A 19,915-nucleotide genomic window follows, 5' to 3' on the forward strand; every position below is an offset into this window, starting at 1 on the left:
TGCCGTATGCCATGGGAAATGTCGCGGAGGAAAGCATTCCAGATAAAGCGGCGCTGATTTCCATTGCTGCGCTGGTCGATCCTCACAGTTCCAGGGACCATGCCATGCGTGTCGCAATTCACACCTTCGGAACAAGAGGCGATATTCAGCCTTACCTTGCGCTTGCAAAGGCACTTCAAACGTCAGGACACACAGTTCAGCTTGCTGGCCCGCAGCAGTTCGAACGGTTTGTACTTGACCACGCAGTTCCTTTCGCGCCGTTGCCGGGGGATCTTTTGAGCCTTCTGGACGCGCCTAAGTCCAAAAATGCGATCGCCAGTGGCGCGGCAGCGCTGGCCGGTTTCAAACTACTGGGCGAAATCCGGCCGCACATTCGCAAGATGCTTGAGGCCGAATGGCTCGCCGCACACGCATTCGCTCCGGATCTCATCGTTTATCACCCTAAGTCCCTGGCCTCCCCGCATATGGCCGAGCGGCTACATTGCACTTCGGTGCTTGCTTCACCGCTTCCCATTTTGACGCCGACGTCGGCGTTCCCGAGCCCGATGTTGCCGTTTCGGTCGCTTGGACCACTTAACCGGGCCAGCCACATTCTGACGGCGAAGCTCGCTGCGGGGCTGTTTTCAAAGCAGATTGGCGAATGGCGAAAAAATTGGCTTGGGCTTTCTGTGCGTCCCAACCGAACGCCTTTTCCCGACCAGACGCTTTATGGCTACAGCCGGCATCTGGTCCCTGTTCCCGAGGACTGGGGGCCGGATGTGCACGTAACCGGCACCTGGAACCTTGAGAGTTCAAAGGATGTGATTGGCATTGATCTGGACGAATTTCTTTCGGCAGGACCACCGCCGGTCTATGTGGGCTTTGGCAGCATGCCAGGCATAGACCCCTCGAAGTTGACCGATGTGATCGTCAAGGCATTGCGGCGCAATGGTATGCGAGGGCTCTTGGCGACAGGCGGCGGCGCGATCGAAACACCCCCACCGTGCGACGAACTCTTTATCGTAAAGGAACTCCCCCACGACATCATTTTCAGCCGTGTTCATGCCGTAGTCCATCACGGGGGCGCGGGAACCACAGCCGCAGCGCTTCGCGCCGGCATACCCTGCACTATATGCCCCTTCTTCGGCGATCAGATGTTCTGGGGGCACCGCGTCGCTTCACTCGGTGTTGGACCGGCGCCGCTTGCGCGCGCAGAACTCGACGTCGAGACGCTTGCCAGGGCGCTCAAAGCCATGAATGGGCCCCTCATGCGTGCAAAGGCAGAGGAGATTGGATGCAGGATGAGGGCCGAGGGCGGCGCGCGCGAGGCAGTTCGTCTGCTGGAGACCTTCACGCGTCAACCTGCAAAACCCGAACACCGGACCTGATCGTCGCGGTAACTTCGCACCGATTCTCGTCGGCCCCCCCGGCTTTCCTGCAAAGGTTTGTCGCGATGACCGGCTTCGGCTTTTTACAACCTCGGTCATCCTCAAGAAGGCGACAAAACACATAGTGTGCCGCGGCCCCTCAAGACCTGCTCAGGCGGCTGGTGCAAAACTAAGCAGGTCACCGTCGTCAGCCGCCGAAACCGAAACCGACCGGCATATCTTCAAGGGTGATGCCAAAAGGCTCAAGGCTCTTGACGATCCATGTCTGATTGTTGCCGATGCGGCGGTTGTACTCTCCCCAGGCCGACACAAAGGACTTGAAGGTCTCGTCGGAACCGTAATTAAGCGCGATGACCGAGGGCGTGGCCAGAACCGGGGTTGGCACCTTGACGCTTCCAACCGCCGGGGCCTTTAATGTGGGAGGCGACGGCAGGGCGCAGACCACAAGATGTGCAGGCTTGCGGTCGCTCATCTGGCCGTCCGACAAAAGCAGGAGGAGCTGCCGCCCTTTGCCGTCAACCGCGGTGTCGAGGTTGGGTTCAGCCCATCCGTTGGTGCACCCTAAACGACACGAACATCCCTTGTAGAGCCGGTTCACTGCAGGGAACGTTAAAATTAGCGGTGTCAACCATGATCCGCTCATGTCCGTGTCCTTCGCTGGCGATTCGTGGCACAGGCTCAAGCAGCGGCCCGCAAGATGCAGATATTGCTGAGATTGTTTTTACGATAGAGGTTAGCCGCCGGGCCCGTTTCGGGAAAATCGCTCGGCGAATGGGTGACCTGATCACAGGTAGTGAGCTCGGGAGGAGAATTTGCACTGGCGGAGCCGCAACGGGAGAGTGCAGCCGCAGTTGACCCCCGTGTCGTCAATGCGCGGCTTTTGGGGGCTGATGTGCGCTTATTGGCTTTCCGAAAGCTGGTACGAGGCTTGGGGCCTGGCAGCGGCCATCATCGTTCTCACCGCTCTATCTGCGATGGCCAGCGTCTGGTTCGCTGAGGCATCGGGCGAACTTGTCAGTGCAATCGCGTTTCTTCACCATCCAGACAACCCAACGACGTTGAGAGCCATTCTGGCAAGCGCGGCAACATTGGCCTCGATCGTCGTCGTTAAAGAAGTCGGTTTCACTGCGGTCCGCCACTTCTTCTCGACAAGCCTGCATCGCAAATGGCGCGCCTGGCTTGACCAGCGATTTAACGACGCGCTGCTCGATCGCAATCACACGCATTTTCACCTGCAGCATGGCGTCATGGAGGCCATCCCGTCCGCAGCTGGGGTACCGGACAATGTCGATCAGCGTATCCAGGAATCCATCAAGGGCGTGACCGGCGGGGCCATAGGCCTGGCGATGGGTATCGCTGGGGTGATCCTGTCGCTCTTGTTTGTCGGCGGCAAGATCATCGAAACTTCGACCGAAGTCAGCGGACTGGAGTTCCTCGGCAGCTACGCCAGCGCCTGCCTGACTGTTGCAGTCGTCGTAGCCTACGTCCCCGTCAACACCTTGCTGGCCGTGAAGCTCGGAGCGATCCAGCAAAGGCTGGACGTCAAAATGCAATGGGCCGAGGGCAGTTATCGCCGCGAACTGACCACGCTTCTTCGCCGCAGTTTCCACGTGGCGGCCGCCGGCGGCGAGGCAGCACAGAAGGGCATCCACAGGCGGCGCTATCGCGACATCGACCGAGCCTGGGCAAGTCTCAACATTCTTGCCGCAGGATATATGGGGTTCGAACTTGTCTACAATTTCTTCTCCTCGCGTGTCGTCGCCTACGCGCCTGGGCTGCTCCCGTACGTCGAGAACAGGATCAGCCTGAAAACCTACGTCACGGGTGCCGAGCTTGCGAACGCGATAATCAACGATTGTTCATGGTTCATCCACGTGATGCCGGACATAGCAAGGCTAAGAGCGAACGCAGTCCGCATAACCGACCTTGCAAAGGCAATCGAGGATGTGCAGCAGCCGCGCGTTTTCTATGCCCGCACTGGCCACGCAGAGTTACATTATGCGGAACAGGATCCGCAGTTTGGTTTGATGATCCAGCATCTCGAGTTGATGCATCCGGGCCATGACGAGCCCTTCGTTTCAACCGGACACCTCCATGTCGGGCGTGGCGAGTGGACGTTGCTGGTCGGCGAATCGGGCAGCGGCAAGTCGTCGTTGCTTAAGGCGATCAACGGTCTTTGGCCGCATGGCCGCGGCATGATCATTTGGCCCAGGAACATGCGGACCTTCTATGCCGCGCAGGACGTAAAGTTGCCGCCGATCTCGCTAAAGGCACTGATCAGCCTTCACGATTCCGTTGAGGCTCATTCGGACGCCGAAGCCGCCGAGGCGCTGATCAGAGCCGATCTTGCTAGTCTAGTCGGCCATCTTGCCCAAGAGGGTCGGGACAATCAAAGCTGGGACCAGCTTCTTTCCGGCGGCCAAAAGCAAAAACTCATCTTGTCGCGAATCTTGCTGCAGCGTCCGGGGCTCTTGCTTCTCGACGAGCCGACCAGTGCGCTCGATATCGACGCGACGGTTGCTTTTCACGAGGCCATCCGGGACAATTGTCCGGGGGCGTCGGTAATCAGCGTCATGCACGACGCCACGCCCCCGAAATCCTCAAACGGTGAAGAATTCTTCGACAGCGTGCTCTCCATCACTGAGGGCACGGTGACGAAGACGCCATTATCGAACCTGAAACGCCGCCCCGTCGGTCCCGCGCGCGTGAAACCGCGCCCTGGAAAGCGGCCGCTCGATTGAGCGCATGGCGAGGAACGTACGATGGGAGAGCCGAACGATGGGCGCAACTCCGTTGGTGACTAGATATGGGCTCGGGTTACCGATCGCGGTAGGGTTGACTATGCAGGTATTTTTGGCTGCGAAACAGAGTGATGAACACCGGAAGGGACGACCCATGCCTTTCAAGGGCCGCAGAATGATCCTCGTGTGCATAACGCTGGCTGCCGTAGCCATCGTTCAGATTGCCTTGTTGTCGCGGGTCTGATCGGCTGGCTGGGCTAACGCCGCCACCACTTATACAGGTCTGGCGACTCTACGACCGCTTAACCTCAAGATAATATACCCGCCCAATCCGGCGACCAGCGACCCCGCAAGAATCCCGAACTTGACCCGGTCCTGCAACGCCGGATCGTCAAAGGCGAGAAGGCCGATGAACAGACTCATGGTGAAGCCAATGCCACACAGCAGGGCGACGCCGGTGGTCTGGCTCCAACTCGCCCTGGCCGGAAGGTCGGCAAAGCCGGACTTGACCAGCACTGCCACCGACCCCAATACGCCGATGAGCTTGCCGAAGACCAGCCCGGCGGCGACGCCAAGGGTGAGCGGTTCGAGCAACACGGCGGGGGTAACTCCCGCGAACGACACCCCGGCGTTGGCGAACCCGAAAATCGGCACGATCACGAAAGCCACCGGCTTGTGCAGCGCGTGTTCGAGCTTGTGCAGAGGCGAGGCCGCGTGCGACGGCTCCGGCGTGCCGGGGGTGCGCTTGAGCGGGATGGTCAGGGCGAGAATGACGCCCGCCAGCGTCGCATGGATACCTGACATCAGAACCAGCACCCACAACACCGCACCGAGCAGCAGGTAGGGCGACAGGCGCGTCAGGGCGAGCCAGTTCAGGAGTGCAAGAGCGGCGGCGACCACCGCTGCGCCGCCGAACGCATACAGGTTGAGTTCGGCGGTGTAAAACAGCGCAATGACCAGCACCACGCCGAGGTCGTCGATGATGGCGAGGGCGGCGAGAAAGATCTTGAGAGAAGCTGGCACGCGGGAGCCGAGCAGCGACAGAACGCCGAGCGCGAAGGCAATGTCGGTGGCGGTCGGAATTGCCCAGCCGCGCAACGCGACCGGATGTTCGAGGTTGAACGCGATGTAGATGAAGGCCGGAACCATCATCCCACCTGCGGCGGCAGCGCCGGGTAACAGGCGGCGGCTCCAGCTCGACAACTGACCGTCGAGCATTTCGCGCTTGATCTCCAAGCCGACAAGCAGGAAGAACACCGCCATCAAGGCGTCGTTGACCCAGTGGTGCAGGCTCAACGGACCGATGTAGGCATGCAACGCGGCAAAATAGGTCCCGGCGAGGGGCGAGTTGGCTGTGATGATGGCGAGAATCGCCACCGCCATCAGGACCAGGCCTCCGGAGGCTTCATTATCCAAAAACTGGCGGAGGGTGGCGTTCGTACGGCCGCGCTTGCGGCCGTCGAGCGGTGAAGAAGACATGCCTCTGCGTCCTTCGTGACAAGGGGTTTTCAAGGTTTTCGACAATAGGGTGATACCCTGACGCACGCAGCACACGACACCGTTTGTTATAGTGGGAGTTGACAGTTTTGCCAAAAACCGGGTGCGGCAGTAGGTTAATCGTTCTTAGGAACAGAAGGCTGGGCATCCGCCTTTGTCTCTAGAATATCACGGTAGCGCCTATCCCGGGGTTCTCACTGTCCGCCGCTTTCCGTGCTGCTGAAACAAGCGAACGCCTTGCCATGTCAATACATAAAAGGCCGCGCCGCAAAGGGCGGCGAGCGGAAGGCCGCCGATAAGAGGCGGTTTTAGGATTGGATCCCAAAGCGGTCCAAAATCGAGCTGGCGGAGCAGGAAAAACAGGTTGGCCACCCGACAGGTAACGCCAGTCCGGTAAGCGGCAGCAAAATAAGCGGAAAGGTCAGCGGATTCCCAAAAGCCGTCCCGAGTGCCGCCGCGACCATGTTGCCTCTCAAGATGAAAATAAGCAAAACGCCATTATGAAGTGAAAGCCCAAGACGGGCGTCAGTACACGGCGACCCCTGCCGCAACGGCATGGGGCGTCGCTTTCAGTCGAAGTACGCGAATGGCAATATACCGAACGGACCGTGAGGTTCCCTTGGGCGGCCAAAACGCAGTACGGATCCGCTGAGCCAGTGAGGGCGGCTTCCGTCTTCCAAATAGCATTCCTTGACCTTCCGCTGTGTGAGCGCTTGGATCTACGACCGACGGTATATCGAGAGCGCTGCGATTGGAACTCACGTCCGCGCGCATTTTGGCACCAGAGATAGGAACGGAAGCGAGGAACTTGTAGCGCTATCCAAACTTCGTTTTTGTCGGCACGGAATATGGACGAAAATGACTATCGCGATCTTTTCCGCCAAATCAGGGGAACCTCGACAGGTTGTCCTCCGCCGAGCCGAGTCTGCTGATTGGCGTTTGAGACTTTAGGCTGCCGTGCGGCCTGTCCCAATTGTATCGACGGATCCAGGCAGGCAGCTCGGCGGCGCCATGGTCTGATGTTGGGTATACGACGGCACAGGCCGATTCCCTGAGTACAGTCTGGATGAAGCGCCCGGCCCTGCCGTTGGTTTTTGGCGTGTAGGGTTTTGCGCGATGTGTTTCAGGCCAAGCTTGCGGCAAGCCTTGGCGAACGCTTTGGACCGGTAGCGGGACCCTTTGCCGGTCATGACGCGCTCGTAGCGACGCACACGACACGCCCGTCTGTCTGGCGATATGTTTGCCCGTCAGCCGCCGGCGATGCAACGTCGCTGTCTCGTCGGCAGCCGTTACCGGGATCTGTGCCGAGCTCCTCTACGGTCGAGACGAACGATGCGCCTTCACAACGAAGCGCTCGTCCCAGCGCCTCAAGACCTTCACCGTCACGCCCTGCATTGACTTTGGAAAGGCGGTTTTCAACAGCGGTGAGCCGCTATCTTCTCTCGACGCAACGGCGTCAAGCGGGCATTCTTGTGGATGGTCATTCGGTGCGGCCCGAATGGACCACCTCCTGAAAGTTCACATTTAGAGCCCAAGAATGATCACGACCATTGCGGCAATCGGGAGGGCGACGACCAGGCTTCGGAATGCGTCAACACCCAGGTTTTCCCAGTAAAGCTGGCGGGTGGTTCTATTGGGATGCCTCATCTTATATCCTCCATTGCGACGCCTGCATTATAAAGCAAACGCGAATGGATATTATCGACATCTGCGTGAGTGCCGCCAATCGGTCACGAAATGGGCTGTGGTTTTGTGGCGCCGGCCGGCGAAGAGATTAGGTCCTGGCGGCCCCCGTGACCATCGCATCAGTCTCGACCTCATGCGCAATCGGTTCTTGCCAAATGGCGGCACCACACCCGCACAGAAACTGAAGATAGGCGGAGCCCTGCCAAGAAAGGCGATTACCGTGGGTTCGCCTCCCGTCACCCAAGAGTTAGGGCGGATCTGATTTGTTGCTGGCTGGCGTCGTGATGCCCGTGCCGGACAACGATCCTTCTCGCAGGATCCGGCTGTTCAGGCAGTAGCTGGGTCGGTTGGCGCAAGAGCGGTGATCAATTATGGGGAGCGCAGTTATTGGCGTCCGCCGCGGCAATTGCTTGCCGTATGCATTCGATAGGCGGCTTCGGTTGCGCGCCATGGGCGATGGGGGTGCCGGGCACATAACCTTGCCATGAGGCGGGGGCCGCACGGCAACCTGATCCGGCTCTGCTGGCTTGCCCAAACAGGTCCAAAGCGCGATACTTTTATTGCAACATGTGAGAACGGAGGAATCGACGATGAGACACCATACACGCGACGAACTCCATACCGTTGCTGGCATTCACGCCAATGCGCTTCGCTGCCCAATGACGCGGGACGAGCGCATTGCACGATGGGCGGAACTCTTGGAGCAAGATCCTGATCGGGCCCTCGCAACGCTTCAGGAAACTGAATACGAGCCTGACATCATCCGCGATGAAATGCGAGAAGACGGCTCCCCGATCACCATTGCCTTTGAGGACCCCGTGTTCCGTGGGGAGGGGTTAGCGGATGACAGTTACGGCGAAGCGAAACGGTTCTTTGAATTCACCGATTGCCAACTGCACTATATTGTCTGTAGCTGTCATTCGGGCGTAACGGTGCGTGCGGACGCAGCAGCTGAGCGCGTTCGCGATGTGGCAAAACCACACCCCGGCCTGATTGGAATGCTATGGGATGCGCTTCTAATCTTTCGCTGAAAACCCATCACCGTGGCAATTGGGAGCCTCGCGCAACCAGCATCACTATGTGGGACGCCGCCCTCAGGGGCGTGGCACACATGATCCGTACCTTTGCGATCGCTAATCTGGCGTGACCAGGAGGGACTAAGGTTGCTTGTGTTGATCGGCTCTTCGCGGTCGTGCGAATGCGCTGCGCTGAGATGTGACACTCAGGGGGGAGGTGGAGTCTTTGCCTTGGCCTCTTGGTTTCAGGTTTTCCGGCTCAAGCAGACAACGCGCTGTGCCAGGGACTTTTCTGCGCCGTTACACCGGGCGATGAAAGTGAAGTCAACGAAAGAGCCAGAGACGAAGCAATGGACAACAGCCGAGGAATCCCCTCCCCGCGACTGTGAGGTCTTTGACGAACACCAAGGGCGCCGCATGTATGGGTCGCTTCATGTTGCTACCTTCTTGATGCTGGGCGACACATTCCTCGGGGCTATGACTGAAGGTGGAACAATGGATTTAGAGAAGATCGGACGAGCGCATATGATGTTGCGGTTGCCACGGCAGCGCATTCAACTCGCCCAGTTCACGTATCCCGCGTTGTGCGGTCTGTTAGAGAGCTATGGGGTGGCCGTCATGAAACGCGATGAGCTGCGAGATAGCGGGAACACAGAGGCCACCTTGCTGGCTGAGTACGAATACCAGTGTTGGGCCATTGAAGAAGAAGTGCTTGCGCTCATCGCCCTGACCAGTCCGCGACTGGTTCGTTGACGGCGGCGCCACCGCTTTCGTGGGATGCATTTGGCAAGTGAGCGCGAATACGTCCGTTCGATGAGCAACTTTAGATTAACCCAAAAGAGGCACGCTTCTTCCTGTTGCCACAGACCCGGGTTGCGGCTTTTCTCGTGGGCTTTAATGCCTTGACTTTTTTACGGTAACCAAGCGGAGCAGGCAGATGGACTACGATTGGGATGGCGCGCGTTGGCACCAAAAGAAGCAGGTCGGCTTTGGAGCCGCTGAAGCATTCACAGGGCTGGTCATTGCTTTAGTGACGCAACTCGTGATCGAGACGCTTTGAGGAGTGAAGCACCGTCGATCACCGTCCAGTTATGCCTGGAAATGCGATCAGTAGTCCAACCGCGAGGATCTGGAGCATGATGAAGGGTACAAGAGCCTTGAAGATGATCCCGAGCGTGATACCGGGCGGTGCGACCGATTTCAGGTAGAATGCCGCCGGACCGAAGGGTGGGGATAGGAAAGACACCTGCATATTCATGCAGAAGAGCACGCCGAACCAGACTGGGTCCATACCGAGTGATTTGATAATCGGCACGAAGATCGGCATCGTCAAGAGCGCGATGCCCACCCAATCGAGGAACGCCCCGAGTACGAACAGGATCAGCATCATCACGAGTACGATCACCGTCGGATTGTCGGAGATGCCGGTGATCATGCCGGAGACGAAGTTCACGCCGCCCATCAGGTTATAGACGCCGACGATGGCGGTAGCGCCGATGCCGATCCAGACGATCATGCCGACAGTCGAAAGTGTCTGCATAGCCGCCCCGCGAAGCAACCCATAGGAAAACTCACCGCGCAGGGCGGTCGAGAGGATGACGCCACCGACACCGATCGCGGAGGCTTCCGTCACCGAGGCGATGCCCCCATAGATGGAGCCCAGAACGATGAACACCACGAGTATGGGCAAAGCGAGGCCTTTGAGGAGGCGAAGCTTTTCTTCAGTCGGGATTGGCGTTGGATCGACCGCCGGTACGACCTGTGGCGTCAGATATGCCCGGGCAAGGATGTACGCAACGTAGAACATCGCTAGCATGAAGCCCGGCAGGAAGGCTGCGGTGAAGAGGTCACCAATGGAGACGTTGGCTGTCAAGCCATAGATGATCAGCACGATCGACGGCGGTATCATCGTGCCTAGCGATCCGCCCGCACAGACGACGCCGATGGCAAGGTTCCGATCATAGCCCAGGCGGAGCATCTGCGGTAGAGCGATCAGGCCGAGAAGCACGATCTCGCCGCCGATGATGCCGCTCATCGCGGCTAGGATGACCGAGACGAAGACGGTCTGCACAGCGACGCCGCCGCGAATGCGACCGGCAAAGAGCTTCATAGCATCGAACAGATCGCGAGCAATGCCGGACCGGTCTAGGATCGCCGCCATCAGCACGAACATCGGCACAGAGACAAAAACGAAGTTCATAACGAACGAGTAGACGCGGCTGGTGATCAGCGGGATCGACATGGGACCGAACCAGCCGAGCGCGAAAATCAGTGCAACAAGGAGCGTCACGAACGCAAGAGGCATACCGGAAAGCAGCAACGCAACCATCATCGCAAACATGAGCGCCGTGCCCCAACCGATGCCGAGCGCTTGCAGGTTGATGCTGAAATCGAAAAATTCGGTCATCGATTAGTCCTTGCGCCACGCTTCGCATAGTTGACGGCGAGAACGAGAAACTGAACGACGAGCAGGATCATGACCACCAGAATGAAAATCTTGATCAGCGCCGGTGTCGGCGGGCTCCAGGCGCTGCCCGTTGTTTCAAGGCGGATCTCTCCGGAGGGCATCACCACCGCCCGCTCTACCATGTGGTAGGCGGCATAGGCGAAAAAGCCACTGGCCAGCGCGCTGACGAGCGAGATGAGAATGTCAGCGATGCGACGCACACGCGGTGAAAAGTGATCGTAGAGGAGGACAACGCGGATATGGGTGTTCCGGCACGTGCAATAGAGGCCGCCGAAAATAAAAGACGCCCCGCAAAGGAAGACAGTCATCTCGTGTGCCCAGATCGTCGGCTTGTTAAACACGTACCGGAGAAACACTTCCATCAGCAGTATGAGCGCTGCGAGGACGATGCCGGCGGCGAAAACGTAGCCCAGCTTGTCGACGAGGCGACCGAGCACACCAGCTTCGGGAACAGCCGTCGCGATCTCACCGCCGATAACTGTCTCCACTTGGTCGGAAACAGGATTGTCTTTTGTCATGCCCCTCTCCCTTGGCACGAGAAAATGGCGGCCCGCCAAGGGCCGCCGCGTGGGATTTGATTAAAGCAGGTCCTTGTCCTTCAGGTATCCCGTCAGGGTGTCGAACACCTTCTGCGCCATTGGGGAACGCTTCGCGATGTTCTCCCATTCCGCAACCCCAAGCTTGCGGAACTTGGCCCGCTCCTCCGCAGACCAGTCGTGAACCGTGATCTCGCCTCCCGCCGTAGCTTCCTCGACAGCCTTCTGGTCGGCCACCTTCAGGCCGTTGATCTGGGTCTGCTGAAACTCCTTGACGGTCTCCTCGAACATCTTCTTGATGTCGTCCGGAAGGGCATCCCACTTCGACTTGTTCATCGACACTTCGACAAGCGGCAGCGAGTGGAAACCCGGATAGACCGGATGTTTGGCCACACCGTTCAGCCCTTGTGCCTGGTTGACCGAAAACACAGAATAATCGGCGGCGTCGACCACGCCCTTATCGATCGAGGTGTAGACTTCCGATGACGGCAGGTTGACAGGTGCAGCACCAGCGGCCGCGAACACATTAGCGATCGGGCCTTCCGGCGCGCGCAGTTTGAGGCCTTTCAAATCGTCCACGCCATTGAGGGGCACACGCGACACGAAGGCCTCGAGACCGGGCGTGGAGACGCCGATGAAGTGCAGGCCATAGGAGCCAAGCAACTCCTGCATGAGCTCCTTGCCGCCGCCATTTTCGACGAAGTCGATCATCTGCGCCGGATCGGACCAAGCACCGACGGGGTTGGATATCAGGCCGAAAGCCGGGTCCTTGCCAGCCCAGTAGGAGGAGTCGCAAATCTGGCCATCAAGAATGCCGCCCGCGACGGCATCGAGCGTCTCGTTATACTCGACGACCGAACCGACGGGTAGAAGCTCGATCTTCACCTTGCCGCCGGACCGTTCCGCGACGAGATCGGTCCAGCCCTTCTGATATTCGAAATTAGGATTGCCGGCCGGATCGGACGATTGGAAGCGGAATGTAAGTTCTTGAGCGAGCGCCGTGCCGGCAAGTCCAATGGCCGCAACCACCGCAAATGTCGTACCGATGAGAAAACGTTTCATGCTATTCCTCCCTTGGATAACTGAATTCTCGTTTGAACGAACACCCCACTGTTAGATGGGTTGCCTAGGCGCCTCCCCGTCAGCCCTGCTCGGCTCAATTGAGAAGCGAACGTCGAGAAGCGCAGGATCTATCTGCTCTTCAAGTTGCTGGAGCAGCCCGACGCTGTATGTCACCAGTTCGTCGGATGCGGCACAGGCTTTCCCCTCATCACCTGCAAGTATGAAATCCATGATCGCGACATGACGTCCAGCGCTTTCCACAACGCCGTCATGGCCACTGATTTGGGTAATGTGTAGATAGCCGATGCGGCGGGCGATCGCATGGAGCGGGCTCAGGACGCGCTCCAGGAAGCGCTCGCCGGAGGCGCGGATGAGAAGTCGGTCAAATGACTTATCGACGGCGTTGAACGCATCGACTGTCATCGTGTCAATCTCGGTGACCAGTTTGCGCCGCAGGTAATGCAGTCCGGCGCGGTCGTTGGAGGTCATGTTGCGAATCGCTGTTGCGGTGACAAACCGGTTGAGGTCGCTCCTCAGCTCGGAGAGACGCTTCTCGCGTGACAGGTCAATCGGAGCGACCCGCAGCCCGTTACGGGGACGGATCTCCAGAAGCGTCTCTGCAGCCAGGCGACGTACGGCTTGGTGGACCGGAGTTCGGCCGAGATTGACCAATGCCTGCAGGTCTTGGGTACGGATTTCGGCGCCAGGCGCAAGCCGCATGGCAACGAAGTGCTCCTCGATGCGCTCATAGGCGATCGCCGTCAGGTCGCGGTTTTGTTCGAGGGGCCAGCCCCCTTCAGCGACGACCGGCACGTTGTGCGCTGCTCCAACTTTCTTCACCAGCGTCGCCTCTTGCAAAAAACGTTCCTAGGCTCTATTGCAAATCTCATGTGATATTTCACAGAATATCAGAATATGTCAATTGCAGCTTGCGGGATTTCTCAAAATCCGCGCAGGCCGGTCCGCCAGCCGACGAGCGGCGGCGACATCCAAGGAGGAACAGGTGAAAGTCATTGGATTGGAAACGCTGCGTACCGAAGAGTTCGCAAACGTTCTATGGGTCCGCGTCCTCACAGACGAGGGAACGATCGGCCTGGGCGAAACCTTCTACGGTGCCGGCGCGGTCGAGGCCCACATCCATGAAACGCTGGCGGGCCGCCTGCTTGGACAAGATCCGCTACGCATGGAAGCGCTCAATCGGATCATGACGGATTTGCCCGTCGCCCAGTCCTCGACGGGCGCTGAATACCGCGCCGCTTCGGCCATCGACATCGCGCTTTGGGATCTGTTCGGCAAGGTTTGCGGCCAGCCGGTGTATCAAATGCTCGGCGGCCTTTGCACGGACAAGCTGCGCGTCTACAACACCTGTGCCGGTTACGGCTATGTCCGGAGCAACAATATCCGTCCGGTCGACACCTGGAATCTTGGCGCGGCCGAGGGACCGTACGAAGATCTCGCCGGATTCATGACCGATGCAGGCGCGTTGGCGGAAAATCTTCTGGAAAGCGGTATCACCGCCATGAAGATCTGGCCTTTCGATCCGGCGGCGCAAGAGAATCGCGGCCTCTACATTTCGGCTGAGCAGCTGAAAAAGGCTATCGAGCCGTTCGAGAAGATCCGCAAGCGCGTTGGCGACCGCATAGAAATCATGGTCGAGTTCCATTCGCTGTGGAACCTGCCGACCGCCAAAAAAATCGCCCGTGCCCTCGAACCTTACGCACCAACCTGGTACGAGGACCCAATCCGCATGAACTCGCCGCAGGCATTGGCGGAGTATGCAGCATCGACAGACGTTTGGGTCTGTGCCAGCGAAACGCTCGGCTCGCGCTTCCCCTACAAGGACATGCTCGAGCGCGACGCAATCCACATCGCCATGGTCGATCTGTGCTGGACTGGCGGCTTGACTGAAGGCCGCAAGATCGCCGCTCTCGCCGACGCCTACCATCGCCCTTTCGCCCCGCACGATTGCACCGGGCCCGTTGGGTTCGCAGCAGCAATCCATGCCTCTTTCAGCCAGCCCAATACGCTGATCCAGGAATCGGTTCGCGCGTTCTACACTGGCTGGTACAAGGAACTGGTAACCGAAGTTCCGACCATCAGGGACGGCTACGTGCTGCCGATGGATGGGCCAGGTCTTGGCGTCGACCTCCTGCCGGCGGTCTACGATCGCTCCGATCTCATCTACCGCAAGTCCGAACTGTGAGGAGCCCGCTCGTGACAAATACCCTTTTTGATCTTTCCGGCCGCACGGCGCTCGTGACCGGCTCCACACGCGGCCTTGGCCAGGCGATCGCCAAGGGACTGGGTGACGCCGGCGCTCACCTTGTTCTCAACGGCCGTTCCGCAGCGGTGGTCGCAACGGCGGCCGCCGCGTTGCGCCGCGACGGCTATACCGTGCATGAGGCAGCGTTCGACGTGACAAGCGAGGCCGAGGTCATAGCGGCATTCGAGCGCTTCGATGCGACGGGCCTGGAAATCGACATTCTCGTCAACAACGCCGGCATCCAGCATCGCCAGCCGTTAGTCGAACTGGCGCTTTCCGATTGGCAGCGGGTGATCGATACGAACCTCACCAGCGCTTTTCTGATCGGCCGAGAAGCAGCCCGGCGCATGATCGCGCGCGGGCGCGGCAAGATCATCAACATCGGCTCGCTGACCAGTGAACTGGCGCGCGCCACCGTCATTCCCTACACCGTCGCCAAGGGCGGAGTGAAAATGCTCACGAAGGGCATGGCCGCTGAATGGGCCAGATCCGGAATCCAGGCCAATGCTATCGGCCCAGGTTATATGCTGACCGACATGAACGAAGCACTCATCGGCGACCCCAAATTCGACGCTTGGGTCAAGGCTCGAACGCCTGCGGAGCGCTGGGGCAGGCCGGAGGAGCTGGTGGGAACCGCTGTCTTCCTGTCGTCGGCAGCTTCCGACTACGTCAATGGCCAGATGATCTATGTCGACGGCGGCATGCTGTCGGTTCTTTGAGAGGGAATGCCATGCGCGCAGTTGTTGCTTACGCTCCCCATGATCTTCGCCTTGAGGAACGGCCCGAGGAAGTTGAGCCCGATGAAGGCCAGGTGCTTGTTCGCATTGCTGCCGGCGGTATCTGCGGTTCCGATCTGCACTACTACCACAACGGCGGGTTCGGCACTGTTCGCCTAAAAGAGCCGATGATCCTGGGGCATGAAGCGTCCGCCGTGGTTGCCGCCGTTGGCAAGGGTGTCGAAGGCCTCGCCACGGGAGATCTGGTGGCCATCAATCCGTCGATGCCCTGCGGACAATGCGAGGAATGCCAGCGGGGTTTGCGCAACCATTGCAACGATATGGTATTCCGGGGCAGCGCAATGCGATTTCCCCACGCGCAAGGCCTCTTCCGCGAAACGATGATTGTGCGGTCCGATCTCCTTCATCCCGTTGGCCGCGGCGTCGCTGCTGGGCTTGCCGCCCTTGCCGAACCCTTCGCGGTGTGCCTCCACGCCGTTAAACAGGCTGGATCGGTGCTGGGCAAGACCGTGCTTGTTTTCGGATGCGGGCCGATCGGCTGCCTGACCATTGCTGCCGCCCGTCTTGCCGGCGCCCGGCGTGTCATTGCTTGCGATGTCGTGGAGGCGCCGCTCGCGACCGGGGAGCGGCTGGGTGCCGACGAAGTCGTGCTGAACGATCCCGAGGCCGGGGGCCTTTCGCCCTACAAGGCTGGCAGGGGCCGCATTGACGTCGCCTTCGACTGCTCCGGTCACCCGGCGGCGGTCGCGAGCGCGATTGATTGCCTGAGACCACGCGGGATACTGGTCGCCGTCGGGCTGAGTGGCTCGATGCCCTTCCCTTTGCCTTTTGTCGTCACCAAGGAACTTACCGTCGTTGGAAGCTTCCGCTTTGATACAGAGTTCGCTGAAGCCGTCGATCTTATCGGCAGCGGCCGGATCGACCTCTCACCGCTGATCAGTCACACCTATTCTGTCGACCGCGTCATCGAGGCCTTCGACCTTGCCGGAGACCGTAGCCAATCCATGAAGGTGCAGATCGATTTTCGTTGAACGCGAGCCCATCGGGCACAGTCGATTACTGGGCATGAACCGGGCGGCTAAAGATCTCAATCTCGGCGTTCTTTTCACGTGATCGCCGAAAACATTGTCCGCTTCATGTGCCCTGCCCAGCTGCGGTCCGCGCGAATGCCCAGCGAAAGCGCACTAGAACCAAGCACCGATCGCCGAGAGCCGAGAGCTTTATGCTACCATATCCATAATTGTAGAGGATGGCCGACTGGCCGGCGCCGCAGTCTTTAGCGCACAGTGACACGTCGCACAGTGACACGTTCAATCGCAGGAGCCTGACTGTGCCGTGCCGGCTCTCGCCAACCGCGCCGGGGAGGTCAGGCTCGATGAACAGTCAACTCGACCCGCAACAGGAAAAACCATGGGTTCATTTCAACCACATTACGCGAACAGCATCATTTACCTATCGAGGCGCTACGTATGAGTTACCGGATATATACGAGAGTGTCGAAGCGGCGAAGGAGGCCGCGTATAAGCGGGCAAGGCTGATAGGCTGGAGAGGTTAACTCGATGGTGTAAAGGGCCCCTCGCCGTTTTGCCCAGTTTGGACATCTTGGTCCGGCGAGCCCGCGTCGCAAATGGATGAGAGGTAAATGGCAAGGTGCCGATGTCTACCGCAGCCACAGCCGAATGATGCAATGGTATTTGCTGGCGATCTGACTGCAGTCGGGACAAAGCTGGCAAGCATGGCCTTCGGCAGTCGCTAAAGATCTCAGAACATGGCAGGAGGCTGAAACTTACCGCCACAGCGGCCGTCTTTAGACGTCGGCCTAGGATCACCGAGAACTGACAAACTTGTTCTTCATCAGCCCCACGACGATCTGCAGGACTGCTCCCGCCACGCCGCCGCCTGCGAGTTGGCCGATATGGGTTCCGATATTTAGCCCCGTGGTCGCATCGTCTCCCGCACCTCCAACCAGCGCCCCGAGGATTGCGCCACCGCCAAGGCCGCCAATCGACCCTGTCACGATGTTGCCCACGCTACCAAGATCGAAGTCTTTTACGAACTTTCCGCTCGCTGTTCCTCCGACGGCTCCGCCGACTAGTTGAGCAAAAATAGTCAAGAAATCCATGATGATGCCTCCCATTCCCGTGAATACGTTGAGATCTCCGGGTATCACAAACAAACTCTCTCAACGTGGACTCCGCTATGATTTTTCCTGCACGAGGCATGTTCCCTAACTCGGAACATATCAACAGTTTTGCCACCGAAGAGAGACGAGTTGTGACAGGGGACGCTGCGCGCTGCGGCTCGCCGCCTCCGCTCGTCTCCGTTTAAAGCGACCAACGGTCGCCCTGTGGGCGGCCGCCAGGAAGGTGAGCGCTAGGAAAGCCTGCGGCTGCACGATGAGGCAACCTTGCCCACTAATACGGCACCTCACTGACTTCGACTCACGGGCTTCCCAAACTGCGATGAATCTGAATCTCTGGTGCAAACCGGAGGTTTTGCGATGGGTTCAGCGATTTCATTGCGATTGGATTTTGATGGGGAGCATCTGCGGCGTCTGGCGCGCCAGACAAAGGATGCTGCGCAGGCACGGCGTCTCTTGGCCCTTGCCTCGATCTATGACGGCGGTTCGCGCTCGGATGCGGCGCGTCTGGGCAATGTCACTCTTCAGATCGTGCGGGACTGGGTCATGCGCTTCAACGCGCATGGTCCCGGCGGTCTGATGAATGGCAAGGCTCCCGGTCCAAAGTCTCGGTTGAATGATCGCCAGCGCGCTGCCTTGGCGCAGACCCTCGAACGCGGGCCGACGCCTTACCTCGATGGTGTCGTGCGCTGGCGTCTGTGTGATCTCGTCCAATGGCTTTGGGAAGAGTTTCGCGTCTCGGTGAGCGAACAAACGCTGAGCCGTGAGGTGCGTGCAATGGGCTACCGCAAGCTGGCCGCCAGACCAAAACATCCTGCACAGGACCCTCAAGCCATTGAGGAGTTTAAAAAAACGTATGGCTCGCCCCGTCTGCAAGTGTTTTGATAGATGTCTAAACAGTCTGCGCCAACGTATCCGGTCTCAGGGCAAATCCCTGGCCAAGATGGAGCTTCGCGCATTCCGATCCTCATAACTTCCTCGGCGGCTAGCGCCATTTTTTTAACCAGGATTTCGGAACACCGATCGACAGTCAGGCCATCTTCACAACCACATGCAGATATCTTCAGCAGCGCCCGCCGGCAGCGATCGTTGGCGACTATGCTTGGACCACCGGTTCCAAGCCGTTATTGTTGTAGGGACGGCCGCTCTGTAAAACAGCCCAGACGATCCGCGCTAACTTCGCAGCAAGTGCAACGATTGCTTTATTCTTGTGGGCGCGACCAAGTAGCGCCCACAACCATTCGCCAAGAGGTGTGGCGGATTTGGAAAGCACGGGAAGCGCGGCTCGGGCACCATGAATGAGCATCTTTCTCAGATATCCATTTCCCCGTTTCGTGATGCCGAGCAATTTCGGTTTGCCCCCGGTTGTCATCTGCCGCGGCACAAGGCCTAGCCAGGCTGCCAGGTCTCTGCCGCGTCCGAAGGTCCGCGCATCCCCAACTGTCGCTACCAACGCAGTCGCATTGAGAGGCCCGATGCCGGGGATTGTGCCCAAGAGGCGACATGGTTGATCAGACCGGGCATAGACTTTGAATTCTTGGTCAAAAGCGGCAATGCGGCGATCCATCTCACTCCACTGTGCCCGCATATCTGCGATGAGGGCCACCGTGCGGCGGCTGAGCGAAAGCCTCTCTTCGTCAGTGTCCAAGTCCAGCCAGATCTCCAGCTTACGACGACCTTGTGGAACGGTAATGCCGCGCTCCAAAAGGATCGCTCGCAACTGGTTGATCAAAGCAGTTCGTTCTCCGACGAGACGGTCACGCGCACGATGGAGGGTCTGCATGTCCAACTGCTCTTCCTCCTTGATGTCAACGAAACGCATGGTCGGACGCGTGGCTGCCTCTGCTATTCCCTCCGCGTCGCGATCATCGTTCTTCTGAGCCTTCACGTACGGACGAACATATTCGGGTGACATAAGCCGAACGTCATGCCCCTGAGACCGCAACTGCCGACCAACATGATGGGCACCACAGCACGCTTCCATTGCCATTATGCAGGACGGTAGGGTTGAGCCGAGTTTGACAACACCCTCACGGCGCAACCGCCGCCGAAGCACGACTTGGCCGCGCTCGTCCACTCCGACAACGCTGCAACTGTTCTTTCCAAGATCGATACCTAACACGGCTATCTGCATTGCTCTGCTCCTTGTTAAATCCCGTCATGCAAAATGCACGACGCCGGAGGGAGGGGCGAGCCATTCCATAACTTCCCCGCCGCAGTGGCAGAGATCGCCAACGGGGCCGCCAAAGGCAAGCGAATAGAAATCTGGTTTCAAGACGAGGCTCGGGTGGGCCAGAAGAACAAGATCACGCGCCGCTGGGCCAGGCGTGGGACGCGACCGTCAGCACCGCACGACCAGCGGACCCGATCAGCCTACATTTTTGGCGCCATCTGCCCGAAGCT

Annotated in this window: 18 protein-coding genes and 3 pseudogenes; 10 read left to right on the forward strand and 11 right to left on the reverse strand. The window is 59.0% G+C overall.

Annotation, left to right across the window (positions count from 1 at the left end; all coding sequences use genetic code 11):
- Positions 1-11: 11 nt before the first annotated feature.
- Positions 12-1,367: a glycosyltransferase gene (locus ABIE33_RS32080; protein ID WP_429132580.1), complete on the forward strand. Its 1,356-nt coding sequence runs from the start codon at positions 12-14 to the stop codon at positions 1,365-1,367.
- A gap of 187 nt (positions 1,368-1,554) precedes the next feature.
- Here ABIE33_RS32080 and ABIE33_RS32085 read toward each other — a convergent pair whose 3' ends face one another.
- On the reverse strand, positions 1,555-2,010 hold the full coding sequence (locus ABIE33_RS32085) for a hypothetical protein (protein WP_429132582.1): 456 nt from the start codon (positions 2,008-2,010) through the stop codon (positions 1,555-1,557).
- Positions 2,011-2,236: 226 nt separating this feature from the next.
- Here ABIE33_RS32085 and ABIE33_RS32090 point away from each other — a divergent pair, with 226 nt between their 5' ends.
- The gene (locus ABIE33_RS32090; protein ID WP_429132616.1) at positions 2,237-4,108 is read left to right on the forward strand and encodes an ABC transporter ATP-binding protein/permease; all 1,872 of its coding nucleotides are present in this window, start codon (positions 2,237-2,239) and stop codon (positions 4,106-4,108) included.
- A 273-nt stretch (positions 4,109-4,381) separates the two neighbouring features.
- Here the strand turns inward: ABIE33_RS32090 and nhaA are convergent, their stop codons facing one another.
- The 4 genes and pseudogenes from nhaA to ABIE33_RS32110 all read right to left on the reverse strand — a co-directional run bounded on the left by nhaA (position 4,382) and on the right by ABIE33_RS32110 (position 7,252).
- On the reverse strand, positions 4,382-5,587 hold the full coding sequence (nhaA, locus tag ABIE33_RS32095) for a Na+/H+ antiporter NhaA (protein WP_429132583.1): 1,206 nt from the start codon (positions 5,585-5,587) through the stop codon (positions 4,382-4,384).
- 198 nt (positions 5,588-5,785) lie between these two features.
- Positions 5,786-6,292, reverse strand: a pseudogene (locus ABIE33_RS32100) (DUF2062 domain-containing protein).
- 198 nt (positions 6,293-6,490) lie between these two features.
- Positions 6,491-6,804: pseudogene (locus ABIE33_RS32105) on the reverse strand (integrase core domain-containing protein); the annotation flags it as partial.
- A gap of 325 nt (positions 6,805-7,129) precedes the next feature.
- The gene (locus ABIE33_RS32110) at positions 7,130-7,252 is read right to left on the reverse strand and encodes a hypothetical protein (protein ID WP_429132585.1); all 123 of its coding nucleotides are present in this window, start codon (positions 7,250-7,252) and stop codon (positions 7,130-7,132) included.
- A gap of 629 nt (positions 7,253-7,881) precedes the next feature.
- Here ABIE33_RS32110 and ABIE33_RS32115 point away from each other — a divergent pair.
- From ABIE33_RS32115 to ABIE33_RS32125, 3 genes are all read left to right on the forward strand, one after another.
- Positions 7,882-8,322 (forward strand): hypothetical protein, encoded by a 441-nt coding sequence (locus ABIE33_RS32115; RefSeq protein WP_429132587.1) that lies wholly within the window; start codon positions 7,882-7,884, stop codon positions 8,320-8,322.
- Positions 8,323-8,538: 216 nt separating this feature from the next.
- Positions 8,539-9,060, forward strand: coding sequence for a hypothetical protein (locus tag ABIE33_RS32120; RefSeq protein ID WP_429132588.1), 522 nt, complete (start codon positions 8,539-8,541; stop codon positions 9,058-9,060).
- Positions 9,061-9,244: 184 nt separating this feature from the next.
- Positions 9,245-9,367, forward strand: a complete 123-nt coding sequence (locus ABIE33_RS32125) for a hypothetical protein (protein ID WP_429132590.1) — start codon at positions 9,245-9,247, stop codon at positions 9,365-9,367.
- An 18-nt stretch (positions 9,368-9,385) separates the two neighbouring features.
- Here ABIE33_RS32125 and ABIE33_RS32130 read toward each other — a convergent pair whose 3' ends face one another.
- The 4 genes from ABIE33_RS32130 to ABIE33_RS32145 are packed head-to-tail and all read right to left on the reverse strand — an operon-like array spanning position 9,386 to position 13,230.
- Positions 9,386-10,714: a TRAP transporter large permease gene (locus ABIE33_RS32130; RefSeq protein WP_429132592.1), complete on the reverse strand. Its 1,329-nt coding sequence runs from the start codon at positions 10,712-10,714 to the stop codon at positions 9,386-9,388.
- The gene (locus ABIE33_RS32135) at positions 10,711-11,292 is read right to left on the reverse strand and encodes a TRAP transporter small permease subunit (RefSeq protein ID WP_429132594.1); all 582 of its coding nucleotides are present in this window, start codon (positions 11,290-11,292) and stop codon (positions 10,711-10,713) included. The genes ABIE33_RS32130 and ABIE33_RS32135 overlap by 4 nt, the downstream gene beginning before the upstream one ends.
- Before the next feature lie 60 nt (positions 11,293-11,352).
- The gene (locus ABIE33_RS32140; RefSeq protein WP_429132596.1) at positions 11,353-12,372 is read right to left on the reverse strand and encodes a TRAP transporter substrate-binding protein; all 1,020 of its coding nucleotides are present in this window, start codon (positions 12,370-12,372) and stop codon (positions 11,353-11,355) included.
- Between the two features lie 51 nt (positions 12,373-12,423).
- Complete coding sequence (locus ABIE33_RS32145) at positions 12,424-13,230, reverse strand: GntR family transcriptional regulator (RefSeq protein ID WP_429132598.1); 807 nt, start codon at positions 13,228-13,230, stop codon at positions 12,424-12,426.
- A gap of 145 nt (positions 13,231-13,375) precedes the next feature.
- On the opposite strand from ABIE33_RS32145, the gene ABIE33_RS32150 reads away from it, so the two are divergent.
- The 3 genes from ABIE33_RS32150 to ABIE33_RS32160 are packed head-to-tail and all read left to right on the forward strand — an operon-like array spanning position 13,376 to position 16,403.
- Positions 13,376-14,575, forward strand: coding sequence for a mandelate racemase/muconate lactonizing enzyme family protein (locus ABIE33_RS32150; RefSeq protein WP_429132601.1), 1,200 nt, complete (start codon positions 13,376-13,378; stop codon positions 14,573-14,575).
- Between the two features lie 11 nt (positions 14,576-14,586).
- On the forward strand, positions 14,587-15,354 hold the full coding sequence (locus tag ABIE33_RS32155) for an SDR family oxidoreductase (RefSeq protein WP_429132603.1): 768 nt from the start codon (positions 14,587-14,589) through the stop codon (positions 15,352-15,354).
- An 11-nt stretch (positions 15,355-15,365) separates the two neighbouring features.
- Positions 15,366-16,403 carry an L-idonate 5-dehydrogenase gene (locus ABIE33_RS32160; protein ID WP_429132605.1) on the forward strand — a complete coding sequence of 346 codons (1,038 nt, stop codon included), beginning with the start codon at positions 15,366-15,368 and terminating at the stop codon, positions 16,401-16,403.
- Positions 16,404-17,197: 794 nt separating this feature from the next.
- Here the strand turns inward: ABIE33_RS32160 and ABIE33_RS32165 are convergent.
- Positions 17,198-17,494 (reverse strand): hypothetical protein, encoded by a 297-nt coding sequence (locus ABIE33_RS32165; RefSeq protein WP_429132607.1) that lies wholly within the window; start codon positions 17,492-17,494, stop codon positions 17,198-17,200.
- Positions 17,495-17,872: 378 nt separating this feature from the next.
- On the opposite strand from ABIE33_RS32165, the gene ABIE33_RS32170 reads away from it, so the two are divergent.
- The gene (locus ABIE33_RS32170; RefSeq protein WP_429132609.1) at positions 17,873-18,397 is read left to right on the forward strand and encodes a helix-turn-helix domain-containing protein; all 525 of its coding nucleotides are present in this window, start codon (positions 17,873-17,875) and stop codon (positions 18,395-18,397) included.
- Positions 18,398-18,608: 211 nt separating this feature from the next.
- Here ABIE33_RS32170 and ABIE33_RS32175 read toward each other — a convergent pair whose 3' ends face one another.
- Positions 18,609-19,646, reverse strand: coding sequence for an IS110 family transposase (locus ABIE33_RS32175; RefSeq protein WP_429132610.1), 1,038 nt, complete (start codon positions 19,644-19,646; stop codon positions 18,609-18,611).
- Between the two features lie 114 nt (positions 19,647-19,760).
- On the opposite strand from ABIE33_RS32175, the pseudogene ABIE33_RS32180 reads away from it, so the two are divergent.
- A pseudogene (locus ABIE33_RS32180) lies at positions 19,761-19,915 on the forward strand (IS630 family transposase); the annotation flags it as partial.

Source organism: Ensifer sp. 4252 (genome assembly GCF_050434565.1).
Classification (GTDB): domain Bacteria; phylum Pseudomonadota; class Alphaproteobacteria; order Rhizobiales; family Rhizobiaceae; genus Ensifer.